Origin of the sequence: Geobacillus jurassicus NBRC 107829 (assembly GCF_001544315.1) — a bacterium.
GTDB lineage: Bacteria > Bacillota > Bacilli > Bacillales > Anoxybacillaceae > Geobacillus > Geobacillus jurassicus.
Window position 1 is genome coordinate 42,663 of sequence record NZ_BCQG01000003.1, and the last position, 19,857, is coordinate 62,519.

A 19,857-nucleotide genomic window follows, 5' to 3' on the forward strand; every position below is an offset into this window, starting at 1 on the left:
CCAAGGGGGCAAAGGAGATGGAATCGTTGGCGGCAAAGGTGGCCGAACGGCTAAGTGCAGCCGAGTCGGCCGCCGATCTTCGTTTTTGTCATGACGAACTGGCGCGCGAACTGCGGCGCTGTTTGGCGCTTGAACAAATGGAGCAGCTTGCGGACGACGTAGTTTGCGTGCATGAAGCCATGCTTCGCCGCGCGTTTTTCCTTGCGGAGCGGGAGACGATGAAACGATCGGTCGGCATTCGTCCTCCGGCGTGGTGCTGGTACGTGATGGGAAGCATCGGCCGGCGCGAGCCGACGATCTGGACAGATCAAGACCATGGCATTTTATTCGACTGTCCTGAGGAAGAAGAGGCGGCCTGTTATGAATTCATCCGCCATATGGCGGCGGTTGGGGTGGACATGTTGCATGAAGCTGGCTATCCATACTGTCCCGGCTATGTGATGGCGACGAACAAGCGGTGGGCTCAGTCGGTCCGCAACTGGGAGCAACAGCTTTCTTCCTATTTAGACAACGGGTGGCCGAACGACATTCGCTTTTTGTTGATCGCGATGGATATGCGGCCGCTTTATGGCGAGGCGGAATTGGCTGAGGTGGGCAGGAGAATGTTGTTTGCGGCGGTGGCCGAACGGCCGCCGCTGTTGGTGCGCATGGGCGAACACGTCCAATTTCCTAGGGTGCCGCTCGGTTGGGTGGGCAATGTGCAAACGGAGCGATGGGGGCCATACAGCGGAGCCATTCATATGAAACAAAGCGGCTACGTGCAGCTCACCAACGCCTTAAAATGGTTGGCCTGTTTTGCGCGCGTCCCGGCGGCGGACACAGCAGAGCGGCGGCGGGCGCTTGAAGCGGATGGCGTATTGACGGCTCCGTTTTCCGCCGCCGTTCAAGAGGCGCTTTCTGTTTACTATTCCATTCGCCTTAAGTACAGCACCGAGGCGGGGGATGGGCGTGAATATGTGTTATGGCGGACGCTTGAGCGGGCGGAACAAAAGCAGTTGAAGCAGGCGATGCGCACCGCGAAACGGCTGCAGCGCTTTGTCGCGCGGCGGGTGGCTAACATTCATGCATGAGCGGCATCGTTTTTGGCAGCGGGCGCTCCGCTTGTTGTCGCTCGGCGTTCCGCGCGAGGCGTCATCTGCCTTATTTGGCCACGACCATTCACTGCAACAGGAAACATGGCTTCGTTCGCTGCAAAAAGACAAACAGCAGGTTATCGATTGGCATGACCGTCTGACTGACATTCCGTTTGTCATCATTGATCTCGAGACGACGGGCTTTTCTCCAGAGCAAGGCGATGAAATTTTGGCTATGGCGGCGGCGAAAACGGTCGGGGGAGTTGTGACGGATTCGTACATGACGTTCGTTAAGCCGGAAAAGCCGATTCCGGAGCATATTTCCGCCTTGACCGGCATCGAGGCGAAGGATGTAGCGCTCGCTCCGCCGCTTGCCGAGGCGTTGCGCACGTTTGTGCCGTTTATCGCCGTCGGCGTCTTGATCGGCTATCATATCGGTCATGACTTGGCGTTTTTGCGCCACTTTCTTTGGCGCCATTACCGGCAAAAATGGAGCGGGCGTTTTCTTGACTTGCAGCCGATGATGACGCTGATCGGCCATTCGTGCCCGACGTTTGACGATGCGTTAGCTTGTTACGGCATCCGTTGCCCTCGCCGCCATACGGCAGATGGCGACGTCGAAGCGATGGCGAAGCTGTGGGCGATCTTGCTTGATGAATTCCGCCGGCGCGGCATCGACACGCTGCATGATCTGTACGCCGCGCTCAGCCGGTGTTGATGTTGCCCGCGCCAGAAGCCTTTGTCGATTTTCTTTGGCAGGGGAAATCAAGTTCCAACAGCCTATTTCTCTTGACCAAAAAGCAGTGGGCGCTCGGCGGGACAAAAGGGGGGTGCAGGCAAAAGGGGGCTGGCTGCAATGAAAAAAGCGCCGGATTTGGCGCTTTTTTCATTGGTATTAGAGCGGCTTCGTCGGCGTCGGTTCGGCATAGCCTTCTTTATATTTTTCATCGATCATGCGCCGAATGTCTTTAATCGATTTCCCTTGATCGTAAGCGGCGATCGATTCAGCGGCGATCTCGAGGCAGACGCCGCATTTGGTCGCATGGTCATCCCAGACGACCGAGCCGTCTTGTTTATTTTCATAGACAAAGCAATCGTAATTGTTTTTGTGGCCGGCCGATTGCCCGCAGCCGCAATAGCACGGGATATTCTCAAGCAGCTCGCGATGTTCGGCAGCCTGTTGGTACAAGACAGCCATCTCTTCTTCAAACGCGCTCAAAAAGCTTGGCAAATGCTCGACCGATTTTGTCGTTTCACGAATATCGCCGGTGGCGGTTTTCGTCATCTGCGAGTGGCTTTGTTCCTGGACGCCGTCATCGGTGCAGCTTGACAGCAGAACGCTGAGCGACAACATGCATGTGGCGATCCATGTCAGTTGTTTCATCCTCTTCTTCCTTTCCGTACAGTCTGCATTTTGAATGTACCATACTTCGCGGCAGGCGGCAACCGTCGTATGGTCAGGTGCGTTGCTGTTGTTGGGCGTGGCGGTGTTCGTGTTTTCGTCGTTTTTCGATCATGGCGAAATAAAGAGCAAAAACAGCGAGCAGAAACAATGCATCTCCGGCGTAAAGCGACCGGAATCCGATTGAGGCCATCAGCACGCCGGTGAGAAAAGAGCCGGCGCTGATGCCAACGTCAAAAAACGATAAAAACGTGCCGAGGGAAGAAGAACTGCGCGACAAAGGGCCTGATTGAATCGCCATCGTCTGCAAAACCGGAAACAAATTGCCCCAGCCCATTCCGATCAAAGCTGCACTCAATAAAAAGATTTCTGACGTTTTCGCTATGCTTAACAAAAACAGCCCGACGGCAAATGAAGATGTGCAAAATACAATAAGCGCCTTCGGTCCGTGTGCGTCAAACCATCTTCCGGTAAACGGGCGGGAAACAAGCAGCACCGCAGCATAAATCACGAAAAAGAGATTGCTGCTTTCCCCAAGATGAAGTGATTTGGCGTAGACCGACACAAACGACAGCACGGGCGCGTATGTCAAAGCGAACAATGCACCGATGAACGCCAGCGGTAGCACGGAAGGCTCGATCATCTGCTTCAGCGACAGCTGGATTCGCCGCTTCGAAGATGACTGCTTCGCCTGCGGCGACGCCGAACGGATAGACAGCGCAGAAAGGAAAGAAGCGACGGTGCATACAAGCGCAATGATCAGCATCCAAAACGCCCCAAGGCGTTCAAGAGAAAAGAGGCCGAAAAACGGCCCAGCCACCATAGCGAGATTGGAAGACAAAACAAAATAACCCATTCCTTCCCCTTGCCGTGTCGATGGAACGATATCAGCGACGAGCGCTCCGCCTACCATCGTGGCAATGCCGAACCCTAAGCCGTGCAAAAAACGGATGGCGAGCAAGCTGAGAAGGCCATGGGAAAATAGGTACAATATCGAGGATACAAGGAAAATAATAAGAGACCATCTCAACATTAATAGTTTCCCGCAACGTTCGACAAACGGATTGGAGGCAAAACGGACGATAATGGCCGCCGCCAAAAAAACAGCCGACACAAGCCCTGACAGCGATTCCTCGACGTGCAAGTCATGAATGGCGTAAATCGGCATGGTGACCAAAAGAAAATAATAGTTGGCAAACAAGAAAAAATTGCAAATAAAAAGGCTGGCAAAGTGTTTTGTCCACAATGCTTCTTGGCCCATGAATCACGCTCCTTCCCCCATAAAAGGAAAAATGGCAGGGGGAGCGGCGATGTGACGCCTCCGCCTGCGTTGAATAAGAGTTGTGCAAAAATTATGATAATACTTTCGGTTTGATTTTTCTAGTTGTATGCTCATAGTTGTATAAAAAGTCAGCCGCCTCGTAATTTTGCGGGGTGCGCTGTTTAAAAATCGTGTTGCGCAATAAAATCGTGATCGGATCGGCCGCATGGAGAATCTCTCCCCATGTCCGGGCGCTCCGTTGCACTCTGGCGGTGCGTGGAATCCGTTCTTTTTGATACGCTAAAAACGCTTTTTCATAGTCATTTGGATATTGTTTCAACATATCCGCCAAATATGAAGCATCTTCAAGCGCTTGACAGCCGCCTTGGGCCAAATATTGAAGCATCGCATGAGCCGCGTCGCCAAGCAAGGTGACGTTTCCTTTCGTCCAGTTGTCAATCGGCACACGGTCGTACATCGGCCAGCGGAACTGGCGGTTGATAAACGACAGCGCATGCCACACTTTCGGATGGCTGCCTTTGAAGCGCCGCTCCATTTCATCCGGCGTGCCCCAATCATCGCTGTTTTCTTTGTAACGGTACGATTTAAACACGACGACTTGGTTGTACAGCTGTTTGCTTCTGACCGGATATTGGACAAGATGCAAATATGGTCCGATCCACATAATGACATCATCTAACTCATGAGGCTCAGCTTGAATTTCTTCGATCGGAATTGTGCCGCGATAGGCGACATATTCTGAACAGACGGGTTCGTCATCCGAGAAATATTTGCGGATGTTTGAGCGAATGCCGTCTGCGCCGATAGCAGCGTCAGCAGTGAACGTATCGCCGCTTTCGCTCGTTACCGTAACACCGCTGCTATCCTGGTTGATGGAGACGATCGTTTGGTTATTGACAAACGTCACTTTGCCCGTGCGGACGCACGCTTCAAACAAAATGCGATGCAAGTCAGCGCGGTGGAGGACGATATACGGATGCCCGTAGCGCTCAAGAAACGCTTGGCCAAGATCCATCGCGCTCAGCTCTTCACCGGTGTAAACGTCTTTTAACACGAGCCGTTTCGGAAAGACAGCCACTTTTTCGATTTCGTCCATCACGCCAAAGCGTTTCAATACAGACGTAGCGTTTGGCGCCAATTGGATGCCGGCGCCGACTTCGCCGAATTCCGGCGCCCGTTCCAATACCATCGACGTTTTTCCGTTTTCGGCGGCGGCTAAAGCGGCAGCCAAGCCGCCAATTCCGCCACCGACAATGATTAAGTCCGTTTTCGTCACGATGAAGCCCCCCATTAGTAATTTGAAATGATCGGACATAGATTATCCAAGAACAGGTTTAAATTCCCCAGTCACTGTTTGATAGCCATTGTTGTCCTCTAATGCCTCTTCGCGTTCTAAGCCGAACTTTTCAAGAATCGGCAAATCGTTTGTCGAGAAGAGGTAGCTGTCTTCTTCAGCGACATGTTCATGCCACGCCCAGTTCGGCACGACAAAGAAGTCGCCTTTTTCCCAGTCGAAGCGGATGCCGTTAATGATCGTATACCCTGATCCTTCAAAGACGTGGTAGATGGATGCATGCGTATGGCGATGAGCTTTCGTATGGAACCCTTTCGGCAATTTTTGCATCCAAGCGGCGATCGTCGGGCAAGCTGTTTCGCCGTTGGACGGGTTGATGTACTCGACTGCATATCCGTCATACGGATCGGGTTCAAAGCGGCTGAGCCCCTCGATTGATTCTTGTGTGCGTTTCCATTTATAGGCGGCCAGCGGTGCTTTTTTCGAGTGACGGTCGGAAATCGGTCGCACCATTCCGCCTTCATAGCGCTGCGCTGAGTAGTTATCCGGCACTTCTGGTTCTTGAAGACGCTCCGGATACGGCTCAAAAAACGTGCCGCCTAAGAAATAGATCGTCGGAATATCCAAGCAGTCCATCCAAATCATCGGTTCGGAGCCCGGATGGCCGTGGCCGTGCCAAAGCCCGTTTGGCGTTGTCAAAAAGTCGCCGCGCTCCATGAAGACGCGCTCTCCTTGCACGATTGTGTACGCGCCTTCGCCCTCCATCACAAAACGAAGCGCGTTTTGCACGTGGCGGTGGGATGGGGCCGTTTCGCCCGGCAAAATGAGCTGGACGGCCGCATACAATGTTTGGGTCGTCGATGCCCAGCCCCACGGTTTCCGGTAGTTCAGCCCTGGGTTTTGCAAGTAAATGGCGCGCCGTTCACCGCCGCGGTCCGGGGTGAAAATTTGCGTCGCTTCCATCAACTTTTTCTTGAGGAGGCTGTATTTCCATAAGTGCGCTTTGGCGTGCGGCTCCGGCTGATGCTTCATTAAGTCAGGAATCGCGTTCCAAAGCGGACCCAAATGGTATTGCTCAATATCGCGATTGAAATCAAGCACATCTTGGTCTTGCAAAAAGTTCCCTTTTTCCGCCATACGGATCACTCCTTTTCATTCCATTTTTTGATGTTGCGTTTGATTTGGTTGAGGTGTTTTTGCACATGCTCGACAATCAAATGGTCGATGATAAAGCGCAGCGGCTGGCCGTTGAATTTTGGATTGCGGCTTGGCGCAACGATGGCTAAATCGCCTTCATCCAGCTCACGGAACGCTGTTTCTACAGTTGCCGGAACCGTTTTTAGCTGCGCCAATAGTTCCGCTATAGAGACGCGATTGACATGCGCTTCGTCGACAGCAGCCAGTCGCGCTTCATCCGCAAGCCCGCGGCCCCATATCGTTGCGGTATCTTGCTTGATTCGTTTGATTTCCTCGACCCAATACGGAATTGCTTCATTTAAGTGGGAGAGGATTTGCGCGATCGACCATTCGTCTTCCGACGGCTTCCAGCGGATCAGTTCTTCAGAAAGCGATTGTACGAGTTCGACCATGTTGTCGACGGTTTCTTTGACCGTTGCAGACGAAGATTGTAAGAGTGCTTTCGTCATGACGGCATCTCCACCTTTTTCACCCGGTTTTCGAGTACGCCAATTTTGTCCACTTCGATGCGGACGATATCTCCGTGTTTTAAGAACACTGGCGGGGTGCGGGCCACCCCGACACCGCCTGGAGTGCCAGTGAGAATGACATCGCCCGGTTCAAGCGTCATTAAACCGGATAAAAATTCGACAAGATACGGAACGGTGAACACTAAATTGGCGGTGTTGGAATGCTGCCGCTCTTCGCCGTTGACAAACAAAGCGATCTCGAGCCCTGACGGATCGGTCAATTCATCCGATGTGACGAGCCAAGGCCCCATTGGCGCGCTGCCGTCGACTGTTTTTCCTTGCAGCCACTGGAGTGTGCGGCGTTGCAAGTCGCGGTATGTGACATCGTTGACAATCGTGTAACCAGCGACATACTCGAGCGCATCCGCTTGTTTTACGTTCCGAGCCTGTTTGCCGATGACAAACGCGAACTCTGCTTCATAGTCGAGCTGCTCGGAAATGGGATAGAACGGAATATCGTCTTCCGGGCCGATGACCGTATTGGCGAATTTCGCAAACACGACTGGATACGGCGGTATTTCCCGTCCCATTTCCAAAATATGCTCTCGATAGTTATGACCGACGCAGATCATTTTTCCTGGATTCGGAACCGGTGCATTGAGCTTCACTTCCTCCCGTTTGAACACAAGCGGGACGTCGCTGTCATGGGAAAGGGCGAATTCCACCGCTTGTTTTGCGTACTCTAGGCTTTCGTTTCCGCCCTGCAAAAAGCCGACCATATCGCTTGGAACGTAGGCTTCGGCGATTTGCCGGGCGCGCAATTTCCCTTCCGCACGCAATTTTTCATAGAACGCGCAGTGAAGGTCAATGATGGAACCGTTTTCTATGACTCCGATGCGGGAGACTCCATCTTTTGTGAACGTGATCAGTTTCATCTTTCAACTTCCTTTCGCTTATAATCTAGCTGGCGTTCCATTCTTTTAATTCATAGATTGCTTCGTTCGGGTCGTTCATCGGGTCGCGGCGTATGATCGCTTCCGCTTCGCTGTACGAAGAACATTGCAAAATATAGGCGCCGCCCGTTTGGTCAGTGAACGCTCCAGCAGAAACAAGTGCGCCGGATTCCCGCAAATTCGCCAGAAAATCGCGGTGGGCGGGAAGAGTGCGTCCAGTGAAGTGTTCCGTCCTGCGAATAAAGACAAGATATTTGTTCAAGCCACGGCCTCCTTTCTTACTTATTTCACTATTTGATAACTATGTTATCTATTCATAGAATATTAAAATGTTTGGATTATTGTCAATATTTATTTTTGAAAAAAGAAACATTGATTTTTTTGGCCGCTGCTGTTACATTCGTAATGATAAAGAGAGAAAACAGAAGGGGAACGAAGCATGGGGAAAAGTGAAAAAAATGCGAATGTTATTCAGTCGCTCCAAGTGGGCATGAGCATTATCGATGTTGTTGCCGCGCAAAACCGGCCGTTGAAATTCACAGAGATTCAGGAGCTGTCCGGGATCACCAAAAGCAATTTATATAAATATTTAAATACGTTGACAATGCTCGGGTTATTATATCGCAATCGAAAAGACGGCACGTATTCGCTGGGCGGGAAGCTGATGGAGTATGGAACGGCCGCATTGGGAGACCGAAATGTGATCGGCAAAATTACGCCGTATTTGCGGGAAACCAGCGCCCATACATCCCAAACTGCCTTGCTGGCGCTTTGGACGCATGATGGCCCGGTAATTGTTGATATATGCAGCGCCAACTATGGGTTGAACATTGGAGCACAAGTGGGGACGAGGCTTCCGTTATTGTCGGCGACAGGGAAAGTGTTTGCGGCATTTAAGGACGAAAGCGATCCGCAAGTGAGGGAATGGAAGCGAAAGGAGCTTGGCAAACTGTCAGATGAGCGCCGCAAGCAGCTCGAGGAGGAGATTGAACAAATAAAAGAACGCTTTTTCTCATATGCGTTAGAGCCGTTGGTGAAGCACGTCTCGTCGTTCAGCGTCCCCGTGTTCGATTTTCAACGCGATCTCGTCGGCGCGGTGACGGTTGTCGGGTTTACGGAACAAATCCCGCAGACGGCGGAAGAGGAGATGGGTAAATATATTGTGGAGGCTGTACTCGAGATTTCCAAGTCGTTCGGTTTTGTTGCCGGCTAGCCGTGGAAGGTTGGCCGGTTTTTGTTTATACCCACTATAACAAATATTAAAAATGTTTTGACACAAAATATCATTTGTTGTATAGTGAATATAGTTCACTATTTATAAAATTCTTCAAGGGGTGATGAATAAAGGGGGAAGTGAGGTATAATACCGAATTGCAAGCATTTCGCACGTTTTTGTGTGGAAAGAGGGATTAATTTTTTGAAAGCGATTACGACAGCATTTTCCGTTTACCGTTTTCTTGCCGGTCTTGGGCTCGGGGGGATTATGCCGAATATAGCCGCTTTATTAACCGACTATGCGCCGTCGCGGTTGAAAAGTGTAATTTGAGGGGGATTGTAATGAAAAAGACATTGAGCCGCATTTCAATTGTATTGGCCATGATTTGCTCCATCTTTTTGACTGCCTGTGGCAATGGCAATAACGAGACAAATGGAAAAACTGGAGAAGCAACGTATGTGTTTAAGCTTGGGCATGTGACGCAGGAATCGCACGTTTGGCATCAGACGGCATTGAAATTTGGCGAAGAGCTGGAAAAGCTGTCAAATGGGAGAATGAAGCTGCAAATTTATCCGGCCTCTCAATTAGGACAAGAGAAGGATATGGTACAACAACTAGAGACCGGCTCATTGGATTTCGGATTTTTGACGAATGCCTATATGAGCACACGACAACAATCGCTCAATGCTTGGTTTATGCCGTTTGTGTTTCCGAATTTAGAAGAAGCTTCTAAAATGAGAAATTCGACTGTTGCTGGCGAAATGCTAGAAGAATTGAAATCGCAAGGGTTAATCGGTTTTGACTTTATTTTCGCCGGAAATCGCCATGTTTTGATGAAGGATGGTTTTGTCAATTCACCTAATGATGTAAAAGGAAAGAAAGTCCGGATTATCGGCAGCCCGGTGATGCAAGATTTTTGGAAGGAAATCGGCGCTGGACCGACCGCCATGCCGCTATCTGAAGTGTACACCTCTTTACAAACCGGGGTCATTGATGGAGTGGACATTGATTTGGATGCTTTAGTAACAGAGAAATATTATGAAAACGCGAAATATTTAACGATCACGAATCATATGACATTTCCTGCAGTTGTCGTCATGAGCAAACAAAAGTTTGACAGCCTCTCTCCGGAAGATCAAGAGATCATCAAAAAAGCGCTCAAGACGGCATGCGATTGGGGAGTCAAAGAAGCGATTGCAAGAGAAACGAAAAATTTAGAAACGTTAAAATCAGCAGGTGTGCAAGTTCAACAACTTGAGCAACTAGGCGATTTTGAAAAGGTGGCTAAGGAGATACAAGAGAAATACGCACACGAATCGCCGGTTATTAAAAAATTTTTAGAGGAAGCTTTACAGAAAAAATGAGGAAAGCAGGGGAAAGTAGGGATTTCTTTTCAACTAGAAATCCCTACTTTGGTTGTCATTTGGAAACTATATCTTCATCTTCAGCCTTTAGCAGGAGGGGCAACAATGAAATGGGTTCATCGATTGAGCAATGGCATTTACGTGATTGAAAAAGTGTTGGCCGTCATTTTATGTGTGATCATGCTTGTTTCATTGTCATTAGGGGTAGTTTATAGGTATGTGCTGAGTTCACCGTTAACGTGGGCGGAAGAAGTTTCGATTTTCTCGCTCGTATGGCTGACGTTTATCGGCGGCAGCATGAGTTTGAAAAGAAAAGAATATGCGGCCATTACAATCGTCATGGACAAGCTGCAAGGGAAGGCCAAAATCTGGCTGCTAGGACTTAGTTTTTTCATTGTATTTGTTTTTGTTCTTTATATTTTCTATTTGGCGTTCAAATGGATTTCGTCGCCAACGATTATGTTGCAGTATTCAAATGCTATGCGGTTGCCGATGATCATCCCATATTTAAGCGTGCCCGTTAGTTTTTTATTTATGATTGTCCATTCGCTTGACTTGTTGTTGAATCATGGTTTGCAAAGGAAGGGGGAAGTATAGAAATGATCACAGCATCGATGCTGTTTATTCTCTTATTGCTGTTGCAAGTCCCCATTTCGTTCGTATTAGGAATCACAACGATCATATATATCCTTTTGTCAGGAAACGAAGGGTTATTATCGACCGCCCCGCAACGTTTGTATTCCGGGCTTGAGAACTATGGGTTGCTGGCCATTCCGTTGTTTATGATGGCTGGCGAATTGATGAATTCCGGCGGGATTACAAAACGGCTGATTGATTTTTCCAAAACGCTGGTCGGCCATTTCCGCGGCGGATTAGCTTATGTCAATGTTATTTCCAATATGCTGCTAGCCTCCATCATTGGTTCGGCCACCGCTCAAATCGCCATGATGAGCAGAGTGATGGTCCCTTCGATGGAGAAAGAAGGGTATTCCCGGGAGTTTAGCGCGTCGACAACAGCGGCGGCCGGGTTGTTAGGGCCGATTATCCCGCCAAGCATGCTGTTTATTATTTATGGGGTGTCATCTGGGGCTTCGATTGGCAAAATGTTTTTGGCCGGCATTATGCCTGGAATTTTGCTCGGACTGGCTTTTGCCCTTTTAATCGCGTATGTCGGATTTAAACAACAGTGGCCGACACACAAACGGGCGCCGTTTACTGTGATGGTGAAATCGTTTTTCAACGTCATTCCGGCCTTGCTTGTCCCAGTCATTATTATTGCCGGGATTTTGAGCGGAGCGTTCACGCCGACCGAATCGGCAGCGATCGCTTGCGTTGTCGCGCTCATCGTCGGACTGGCGTATAAGGAATTAAAGTGGAAAGACATCCCTTCCATCATGATCAATACGGCTGTGTCCACGGCAACGATTACGATGTTGATTGCCATGGCGAATTTGTTCGGCTGGATGCTTTCGTTTGAACAAATTCCGCAGTCTATCGCCTCCTGGATGATGTCGTTGACGGATAACCCATGGGTGTTTCTATTCATTGTGAATATCTTCCTTTTAATTGTAGGAATGTTTATGGATGGAATTGCGGCGTTAATCATTTTAGTGCCGGTATTCGCTCCGTTGTTGGCAAGCTACGGCATCGATCCAATTCATTTTGGCATCATCATTTGCATTAACTTGACGATCGGTTTGCTTACTCCTCCAGTAGGAGCAGGGTTATATATCGCCTCAGCGCTGGGGAATGTGAAGTTGGAGCTGTTGACAAAAGCTATTTTGCCGTTTTTGGCGGTTTCGATCGCGGTATTATTGATCATCACGTATTGGCCGCAAATGGTGTTATGGATTCCGAATTCTTTACAATAGATAGCGCTGCCAAGCAGAGGCTCATTCAGCTTCTCAACGGCTTTGCGGCATATTTTGCCCCACAAGAAAAGCTGTACAAAGGGTGCGCGTCTGGCACGCCTTTTGTACAGCTTTATGATTGCATTATTGCCCTTGCAAGAAATACTTCTCCATGTCACCCAACATCAAGTAGGCGGCAAGCCCCCGCCGGCGGTGTTCCAAATCGTGTCGTTCACTTTGTATACGTTCCCTTGTTTGGCGACGTTTAAGTTTTGAAAGAGCGGGTCGTTTCATGTTTTTGGCAAAATATTTGCGAAATTTGTTGATTTTTGCTGGGATTTTCGTGAAAATGGAAGTGTGAACATCGCTTATTTTGGTAAAATGGCGAGGTAACAATTGCATGGATCAGTATACAGTCTTTTTCCATCACTTCACAGAAGCAGTAGTCATCTTGAATTTGCAAGGCGTGATCATTTACAACAATCCGGCTTTTGTCGGCTTGGCGCTGAGTGAAGAAGAACAGAGGACGCTGTCCGTCGAAGGACGGGCGTTGGCTGAACGGGTGAAACAGCGCCCGGCTGCCTTTCGCTGGGAGTTGCTTGGCGGCTTATTGGTCGCGGGGGTGTCGCCGATCATTGACGAAAACGGACAGGCGGCAGCTGTCTTATGCGTCCTTCGCCGCCAAGCGGAGGAGAGCGGCCTGCAAGAGCGGCTTGCTGAAGCGGAACGGCGCCTGCAACTAATTGTCGAGCATTCGAATGATTATGTCTTGATTTTTTCCCGCGACCGCGAATTGTCGTACATCCCGCCGGCATGGAAGCGGAAAACAGCTAAGCGCCTCCCGATATCATACGATGAGGTGCTGACGTTGATCCACCCTGATGACGTCCCGGTCGTGGCGCAAAAATTGGCCGAGCTGTACGATACATACGAGACGCAATCCGCCGAATTTCGCAAGCAAGGCGAGAAAGGCGAATGGGTTTGGATGGAGGCGCAAGGGAAGGCGATCATCGATGAGGCGGGGACGCTCGATTGCGTCATTGTGACAGTGAAAAACATCAGCGAGCGGAAGCGGTACGAAGAAAAGCTGCGCCAACTTGCCTATTTCGATTCGCTCACGGGCATCGCCAACCGCAGCTATTTCGAGCGGCACATTCATGAGCTGATTGCGAGCCAGACGCCGTTTGCCCTTTGTTATTTAGATTTTGACAAATTCAAGTGGATCAATGATCATTTTTCCCATCAAGCCGGCGATTACTTTTTGCGCGAGGCGGTCAAGCGCGTCGAGCGAGTGTTGCGCCAAGGCGATTTTTTCGCTCGCATCGGCGGCGATGAGTTCGTTCTGTTGCTGCCGAACATAACGAAAACAGAGATGACTGCCTTGGCGGAACAGCTTGTCAGTTCGTTTCACGAGCCGTTTTATTACGAAAAACAGCTCATCCAGTCAACATTGTCGATCGGCATTGCCTTTTTTCCGAAAGACAGCGATCGGATCGAGCAAGTGATGAAATATGCCGATCAAGCGTTGTACGAAGTGAAAGAGCGGGGGCGGAACGGCTATGCCTTTTACCGGCCGACCGAACACCGGCAGGCCATGATCGAACAGGATTTGCCGTTTGCCATTATGCGCGGACAGTTGTATTTATGCTACCAGCCGAAAGTGCAGCTCGCGAAAGGACAGGCGATGGGGGTTGAGGCGCTTTTGCGCTGGCGTCATCCGTCGCTCGGTGAGATTCCGCCGCTTGATTTCATTCCATTGGCGGAGGAAAACGGCTTTATTTTTGAAATTACGTTATGGGTGCTTGAACAGGCGTGCCGCCAAGTGAAAGAATGGGAAAGAAAGTTTCCCGGCTTGAAGCTGGCGGTCAACTTGTCGCCGTTTTTGCTCAACCGGCCGGAGCTTGTTGAACATGTGAAGCGCATTTTGCGGGAAACGGGGCTTTCGCCCGATCGGATCATTTTGGAAGTGACCGAAAGCGGGCTGATGGAAAACATTGAGACAGGGCGGCACATTTTAACCGAGCTTCAGCGGCTCGGCGTGCAGGCGGCGATCGACGATTTCGGCACCGGCTTTTCCTCGCTTGCGTACATCCGCAATTTGCCGGTGTCGCTGTTGAAAATCGATCGCAGTTTTGTTCAAGGCATTGCGGAAAATTCGAAAGATGCAACGATCGTTGATACGATCATTCATTTAGCAAAAAGCTTGGATATTGAAGTATTGGCCGAAGGAGTGGAGACCGAATCGCAGGTGTCGCTTCTTTCGCAAATGCATTGCGACTATGCGCAAGGGTTTTACTTCAGCCGCTCGCTCGAAGCAGAAAAGCTGGAGCAATGGCTTGAGGAGCACAACTGCAAGGCCTGCAATGGGCCCTCGTCATAAGTCGGTCATTTCCACTCATGAGTTTCCTCTGCTTGCCGCAAACTACACTTGATGATTAGGCAAGAGGAGGAAAAATAATGGAATTTGCGCCGCGAAGCGTCATTATCGGGGAGTTCATCGACACGCTCGAGCCGATGATGGAGGCGTATAGCCTTGATCAAGTCGGCATTTTCGAAGAGAGCGGAGAAGGAAACCGTTGCTACATCGGCTATACGATCAACAAAGACGATGAGATGATCACCATTCATATGCCGTTTGTGAAAAACGAACGCGGTGAACTCGCACTTGAGAAACAAGAGTGGACGGTTCGAAAAGACGGTCAGGAGAAAAAAGGCTTTCATTCGTTGCAAGAGGCGATGGAAGAAATCATCCATTAACAAGCAGGCGGCCCAGCTCGGCCGCTTTTTTGGCTGACGGAAGGGGAGAGGAGCATGATTCGGGGGCTTCGATTGCTAGATAAGGAAACAGTTGCCAAGGTTTGAGTCGGCTGTTGAATGATCGATAGATGGATAGAGAGGAGAAACGAGGGAAGACATGATGACAACATTGTATTTGACAAGACATGGGGAAACGAAGTGGAACGTCGAAAAGAGAATGCAAGGTTGGCAAGACTCGCCGCTCACGGAAAAAGGGCGGCAAGACGCCATGCGGCTTGGGAAACGGCTCGAAGCGGTCGAGTTGGCGGCGATTTATGCGAGCACAAGCGGTCGGGCGCTTGAGACGGCGGAACTTGTCCGCGGCGATCGGCTCATTCCGATTTATCAAGACGAGCGGCTGCGTGAGATTCAACTTGGCGATTGGGAAGGAAAGACGCATGACGAGATTCGGCAAATGGATCCGGTTGCGTTCGACTATTTTTGGAACGCGCCCCATCTGTACGCTCCAAGGCGAGGCGAGCGGTTTTGTGACGTGCAGCAGCGAGCGCTTGAAGCGGTGCGGCGCATCATCGAGCGGCATGAGGGGGAGACCGTCTTGATCGTCACCCACGGCGTCGTGCTGAAAACACTCGTGGCGGCATTTAAAGGGATGCCGCTTGAGCAACTTTGGGCGCCGCCGTATATGTACGGCACAAGTGTGACGATCGTTGAGGTGAATGGTGGGACGTTTCACGTGGCCGTTGAAGGAGATGTGTCACATATTGAGGAAGTAAGAGAAGTATAGCGCTGAATAATTGACTAAAACAGGAAGGACGGGCGATTGACCGCTGCCCGTCTTTTTTATTTGTGAAACAACAGCTTCTAAACTATAAGTCATAACGATCAATCGCAACAATGTTGGATGGCTGACTCCATATGTTAACAACAATGGTGCATTTTTGTATGATTGACTGTGTTATCTTTAGTTTTAACAAATGGGGAGGTATTATTATGGGGATTACAGGATATCACGATTCACAGCTGGTTGTCATCTCTGTAATGATTGCCGTTGTTTTTTCCTACTTATCTTTGAATATTTCAGCGAAAGCCGCCAGCAACGACAATGGGAAAGTCATTTGGGTATTCATGGGAACCATGATCATCGGTTTAGGAATTTGGTCCATGCATTTTACAGCCACACTCGGCTATCGCCTATATTCCCCTGTAGACTACAAAGTAGTTCCAACTGTTTTATCGTTTCTATTGGCCGTATTATGGACGTTCCTCGCCTTATACTTCGTTTGTTGCAGCGGGAAGAAAATTTTCCATTTTGTCTTGGGCAGCGGCCTGATGGGAGTTGCTATTAGCTGGCTCCATTATGTCGGGATTGCGGCTGCGAAAACGGAGGTGTCTATGCATCATCGTCCGCTTTTTGTTTGTCTGTCGCTCATCATTTCATTTTTTATCTCGTTTTTGGCACTGTTTATTCTTTTGGTTGCCTGCCAAGCGAGGAATGATCGGCCTTTAAAAAAGATAGTCAGTTCCGTTGTCATAGGGAGCGGAATCGCAGCGATGTATTATACAGCGATGAAGGGGGCATGGTTCCAAGCGCCTAAAAGTCAGGAACTCATACGAACGGAATCGGCATCCGTGATCCCAGCTGATAGTTTAGCCTACATCCTCGCTTTTATTACGATCGCCATATTGGTCATGGCCAACGCGGTCGCCTATCTTGAGCGACGGGAAGCCTTGCGGCAAAAGAAACTCACCGAGACCCATTATAAATGTTTAATGGACTACACTCCACATTTTGTTCTTTCTGCCGATCTCAACGGAGGAATTATCAGCATCAGTCCAAAGGCGATGGAGATCCTGCAGGCCCGACAAGAAGCGTCATTGACCAGTTTATACGACCTATTTTACGAAGGTGATCATGAAAAAATCGATAAATGCTTAAGAAAGGTGGAAGGAGGCCAATCTTGCTTTCTATCAACTTCAGTGAAAACGGCCCGAAAAGAACAGATTGTTGCGGAGTTTACTTTTATCCCGATAATGGAGGAAAAAAACGTCATCGGATTGTTTATGGTTGGAAGAGATGTGACAGAGCTTGCAAAATATCAGGCACGCATAAAGAAAATGCAACGGGATTTATGGAACGCCATTTGTCAGCAACAAGGAATGATCTTTAAATTCACGAAAAGGGGGGAGAGGTTCGTCCATACGTTATGCGGCGGGGAGCTGCTCTATAGTTTGGGAATCGATCCGAAACAGGTGATGGGCAAGACATTGCATGATTTTTTGCCAAAGCAGATCGCTGACCAGAAAGAACTATATTACCGGCATGCGTGGGAAACGGGAGAAGCGTTGTACTATGAAGGGAATATCAATGGAATTGACTATTTAGCCAGTTTGCGTCCTATAAAAAAGAATGGCAAAGTGATTGAGGTTGTCGGCTCGGCGATTGATATTACAGAAAGGAAAATGATGGAACAAGAAATGAGGCGGGCAAAAGAGGAGGCAGAAAAGGCCAACCAGGCGAAATCCAATTTAATTTCACGCATGAGCCACGAAATTCGTACGCCATTGAACGGAGTGCTAGGGTTCGCCCAATTGTTGGAGATGGATCCTTCCTTAAACGGCCGGCAGCGGGAGTTTGTGCAAGAAATATTGGGAGGTGCCCGCCATTTGCTAAATTTAATCAACGAAATGTTAGACTTGGCAAGGATCGAAACAGGAAGGTTGCCCTTAACTTATGATGTAGTCCATCCGGACGACATTATTAAAGAAAGCATTAAATTAGTCGAACCGTTAGCCAATAAGAAAAACATCGACATTCAAGATCGATCGAGCTTTAGTGAACAAGTGTATTTATACACAGATGCGACGAGAGTGAGACAAGTGTTATTAAACTTGCTTGACAATGCCATTAAATACAATCGTGATGGCGGTACTGTCCTTATTGAAGGGAAATATGATCAGGAAAAAGTGGTTATACATGTAAAAGATAATGGGATAGGCATCCCGGATGAAGAAAAAGAAAATATCTTTGAACCATTTTATCGCATAAAAGGCACTCATGTCGACGGCAATGGAATTGGGCTCGCTTTTGTCAAGCAGATTATCCTCCTCTTAGGCGGCGCAATTGAGGTAAAGAGCAAGCTGGGCGAGGGAAGCGACTTTTCGTTCAGCCTTCCGGCTGTCAGTTATTTTCACGGCTGTCCGCATTCATCACAAAACAAACCGGTGAATCAGGAGCGGTTATTGAAGCTCGGAAACAAAAAAATTTTATACATCGAAGATCATATATCCAACTTGAAACTGTTGGAACATATATTGAAGCCGTTTCCCAATCTTTTGTTAACGTTTGCCCGCAATGGCGGTGAAGGCTTGCAAAAGGCTATCAGTGGCTGGTTTGATTTAATTCTCATCGATATTCATCTCCCAGATATAAGCGGATATACGGTGTTGGAAATGTTGCAAAGCGATGAACGAACAAAGCATATTCCGATGATTGCGCTCAGTGCCAATGCGGTACCAAAAGAGATTGAAAGGGCTTTAAAAGCAGGATTTACGGATTACATGACAAAACCGTTGGAGGTAAACGAGTTTCTTGAAAAACTAATAAAAATATGGGAGGAAAAGCGCCCTCATAAGTAAGGAGCGTTTTTGCATTTTATGACAAGAAATAACAGAAACGAGAGTTGAACATGTCGTAAAAAGTCGAAAAAAAGGTCTAATATGTCCTTTTATGTGTTTATAAGGGCTGTATAGATGCTTGATGTGCGTGAACGAAGTTAGACAGATGCATGGAAAAAGGTTATATTGAAAGCTAAACGAAAGGCATTAGGCGAATTTTCATGTTCGTCGACTAGTATGATGCAGGACGAATATCCTATGAAAGGATAGTGAAAATGTGACTTTAGTCTCCATCCGAAAAATGATCGACAAACAACAGTTTGAACATGTGTACCAGCCGCTGTGGGACTTGTTTAACTGGAGCATCTTTGGATATGAATCGCTGTTGCGGGTAAACGGGATCAATAACGTTGAGCATCTCTTTCAAAAGGCTCGGGAGGAAGGATGTTTATACGAACTGGATTTCGCACTGCTGGAAAGTTCCATCTTTCAGTTTCCTTTTTTGGAGAATAAGGGAAGGCTGCTTTTTTTAAATGTATATCCCTCCACTATTTTGCATCATGAATTTAAACCGTTTTTGAAAAGAGTAGTTGAACGCTTTCCGTATATTGAAAACCGAATTGTGTTCGAATTGAACGAAACAAAAGAAGAAGAGGGTATATGGAAGGATGGAGAGTTAACAGCAGCTATAGAGTTGATGAGAGGGTATGGTTTTTACATTGCTATTGACGATGTTGGCAAAGGGGCATCGACCTTGCAAAAAATTATTGAATTGCAGCCTGATTATGTGAAGTTGGATCGGTACTTTGCCCAAGGGCTGGCAGCCAATGAAGAAAAACAAAAAATGGTCAGCTTGTTGGCAAGCTACTGCGGCCGCAAAATGGTGCTCGTTTTAGAGGGAATTGAGGAAGAAGTGGATCTCGCCCAAGCGAAGCTTTTGAGAGTGCCGGCAGCGCAAGGGTATCTTTTAGGAAAACCGGGTAAGTTAACATAAGCGAAAGATCGATACTGGCAGGTGTATAAACATACTTAACACGTGCAATTGCGGTTTCGGCGACACACCGTTATGGATCGAGGATTGGAGTGCGGAAAAAATAAAGCCGTTTTTGGTTTATGAAGCAATCCGAACGGACAAGGCCATGACTACCGGCTTGACGTGACGGTGAAAGGACCGGTCAACCTGCTCGCCGGCATCATCGTGAACATGAAGGTGGATGGTGGCGAAACTTTTTAAATTAAAAAGCTTCTTTCGTCATTTCAATGAAGAAACCGTTCCGGGTCGGCTGCCGGACGGCCGGTTTTGTCCGTGTACAACGGGGCCACCCAATCGTGAATGACGGAAAAATCCACGGCTTCGTTGGATTTGGCGCAGGATATGGCTTTTGAGTGCATTAGGAAAAATAGC

The 19,857-nt window shown here is 48.7% G+C and carries 19 protein-coding genes and 2 pseudogenes; 12 read left to right on the plus strand and 9 right to left on the minus strand.

Features of this window, described 5'->3' with window-relative positions:
• Positions 1-17: 17 nt before the first annotated feature.
• Together GJ1_RS01435 and GJ1_RS01440 are read left to right on the plus strand one after the other, a co-directional pair.
• Positions 18-1,070: a DUF294 nucleotidyltransferase-like domain-containing protein gene (locus tag GJ1_RS01435; protein ID WP_066227491.1), complete on the plus strand. Its 1,053-nt coding sequence runs from the start codon at positions 18-20 to the stop codon at positions 1,068-1,070.
• The gene (locus GJ1_RS01440) at positions 1,063-1,791 is read left to right on the plus strand and encodes a 3'-5' exonuclease (protein WP_066227499.1); all 729 of its coding nucleotides are present in this window, start codon (positions 1,063-1,065) and stop codon (positions 1,789-1,791) included. Before GJ1_RS01435 ends, GJ1_RS01440 begins: the two co-directional genes overlap by 8 nt.
• Positions 1,792-1,968: 177 nt before the next feature.
• Here the strand turns inward: GJ1_RS01440 and GJ1_RS01445 are convergent, their stop codons facing one another.
• From GJ1_RS01445 to GJ1_RS01475, 7 genes are all read right to left on the minus strand, one after another.
• Positions 1,969-2,457, minus strand: a complete 489-nt coding sequence (locus tag GJ1_RS01445; RefSeq protein WP_066227501.1) for a PCYCGC motif-containing (lipo)protein — start codon at positions 2,455-2,457, stop codon at positions 1,969-1,971.
• A 73-nt stretch (positions 2,458-2,530) separates the two neighbouring features.
• A complete protein-coding gene (locus GJ1_RS01450) occupies positions 2,531-3,736 on the minus strand; it encodes an MFS transporter (protein ID WP_066227503.1) in 1,206 nt (401 codons plus the stop codon).
• 91 nt (positions 3,737-3,827) lie between these two features.
• Positions 3,828-5,033 (minus strand): FAD-dependent monooxygenase, encoded by a 1,206-nt coding sequence (locus tag GJ1_RS01455; protein WP_083509909.1) that lies wholly within the window; start codon positions 5,031-5,033, stop codon positions 3,828-3,830.
• A gap of 42 nt (positions 5,034-5,075) precedes the next feature.
• Positions 5,076-6,188 (minus strand): cupin domain-containing protein, encoded by a 1,113-nt coding sequence (locus tag GJ1_RS01460; protein WP_066227509.1) that lies wholly within the window; start codon positions 6,186-6,188, stop codon positions 5,076-5,078.
• Positions 6,189-6,193: 5 nt separating this feature from the next.
• Complete coding sequence (locus GJ1_RS01465; RefSeq protein ID WP_066227512.1) at positions 6,194-6,697, minus strand: DinB family protein; 504 nt, start codon at positions 6,695-6,697, stop codon at positions 6,194-6,196.
• Positions 6,694-7,632 (minus strand): fumarylacetoacetate hydrolase family protein, encoded by a 939-nt coding sequence (locus GJ1_RS01470; RefSeq protein ID WP_066227514.1) that lies wholly within the window; start codon positions 7,630-7,632, stop codon positions 6,694-6,696. The genes GJ1_RS01465 and GJ1_RS01470 overlap by 4 nt, the downstream gene beginning before the upstream one ends.
• Positions 7,633-7,657: 25 nt before the next feature.
• Positions 7,658-7,912 (minus strand): YciI family protein, encoded by a 255-nt coding sequence (locus tag GJ1_RS01475; RefSeq protein WP_066227516.1) that lies wholly within the window; start codon positions 7,910-7,912, stop codon positions 7,658-7,660.
• Between the two features lie 177 nt (positions 7,913-8,089).
• On the opposite strand from GJ1_RS01475, the gene GJ1_RS01480 reads away from it, so the two are divergent.
• The 5 genes from GJ1_RS01480 to GJ1_RS01495 all read left to right on the plus strand — a co-directional run bounded on the left by GJ1_RS01480 (position 8,090) and on the right by GJ1_RS01495 (position 12,101).
• A complete protein-coding gene (locus tag GJ1_RS01480; protein WP_066227519.1) occupies positions 8,090-8,863 on the plus strand; it encodes an IclR family transcriptional regulator in 774 nt (257 codons plus the stop codon).
• A gap of 204 nt (positions 8,864-9,067) precedes the next feature.
• Positions 9,068-9,196 carry a hypothetical protein gene (locus GJ1_RS19205; RefSeq protein ID WP_281176891.1) on the plus strand — a complete coding sequence of 43 codons (129 nt, stop codon included), beginning with the start codon at positions 9,068-9,070 and terminating at the stop codon, positions 9,194-9,196.
• A gap of 11 nt (positions 9,197-9,207) precedes the next feature.
• A complete protein-coding gene (locus GJ1_RS01485) occupies positions 9,208-10,230 on the plus strand; it encodes a TRAP transporter substrate-binding protein (protein ID WP_066227522.1) in 1,023 nt (340 codons plus the stop codon).
• A 105-nt stretch (positions 10,231-10,335) separates the two neighbouring features.
• Positions 10,336-10,827 carry a TRAP transporter small permease gene (locus tag GJ1_RS01490; protein ID WP_066227525.1) on the plus strand — a complete coding sequence of 164 codons (492 nt, stop codon included), beginning with the start codon at positions 10,336-10,338 and terminating at the stop codon, positions 10,825-10,827.
• Between the two features lie 2 nt (positions 10,828-10,829).
• On the plus strand, positions 10,830-12,101 hold the full coding sequence (locus GJ1_RS01495) for a TRAP transporter large permease (RefSeq protein WP_066227528.1): 1,272 nt from the start codon (positions 10,830-10,832) through the stop codon (positions 12,099-12,101).
• A 123-nt stretch (positions 12,102-12,224) separates the two neighbouring features.
• Here GJ1_RS01495 and GJ1_RS18915 read toward each other — a convergent pair.
• A pseudogene (locus GJ1_RS18915) lies at positions 12,225-12,370 on the minus strand (iron siderophore-binding protein); the annotation flags it as partial.
• A 110-nt stretch (positions 12,371-12,480) separates the two neighbouring features.
• Between GJ1_RS18915 and GJ1_RS01505 the strand changes: the two are divergent.
• The 5 genes from GJ1_RS01505 to GJ1_RS01525 all read left to right on the plus strand — a co-directional run bounded on the left by GJ1_RS01505 (position 12,481) and on the right by GJ1_RS01525 (position 19,446).
• Complete coding sequence (locus GJ1_RS01505) at positions 12,481-14,460, plus strand: putative bifunctional diguanylate cyclase/phosphodiesterase (RefSeq protein ID WP_066227533.1); 1,980 nt, start codon at positions 12,481-12,483, stop codon at positions 14,458-14,460.
• Positions 14,461-14,537: 77 nt separating this feature from the next.
• Complete coding sequence (locus GJ1_RS01510; protein WP_066227535.1) at positions 14,538-14,837, plus strand: DUF5634 family protein; 300 nt, start codon at positions 14,538-14,540, stop codon at positions 14,835-14,837.
• Between the two features lie 157 nt (positions 14,838-14,994).
• On the plus strand, positions 14,995-15,621 hold the full coding sequence (locus GJ1_RS01515; protein ID WP_066227537.1) for a histidine phosphatase family protein: 627 nt from the start codon (positions 14,995-14,997) through the stop codon (positions 15,619-15,621).
• A 206-nt stretch (positions 15,622-15,827) separates the two neighbouring features.
• Positions 15,828-18,473 (plus strand): MHYT domain-containing protein, encoded by a 2,646-nt coding sequence (locus GJ1_RS17490; RefSeq protein WP_167346072.1) that lies wholly within the window; start codon positions 15,828-15,830, stop codon positions 18,471-18,473.
• Between the two features lie 280 nt (positions 18,474-18,753).
• A complete protein-coding gene (locus tag GJ1_RS01525) occupies positions 18,754-19,446 on the plus strand; it encodes an EAL domain-containing protein (RefSeq protein WP_281176889.1) in 693 nt (230 codons plus the stop codon).
• 269 nt (positions 19,447-19,715) lie between these two features.
• Here GJ1_RS01525 and GJ1_RS19505 read toward each other — a convergent pair.
• Positions 19,716-19,830 (minus strand): annotated as a pseudogene (locus GJ1_RS19505) (transposase); the annotation flags it as partial.
• Between the last annotated feature and the right edge of the window lie 27 nt (positions 19,831-19,857).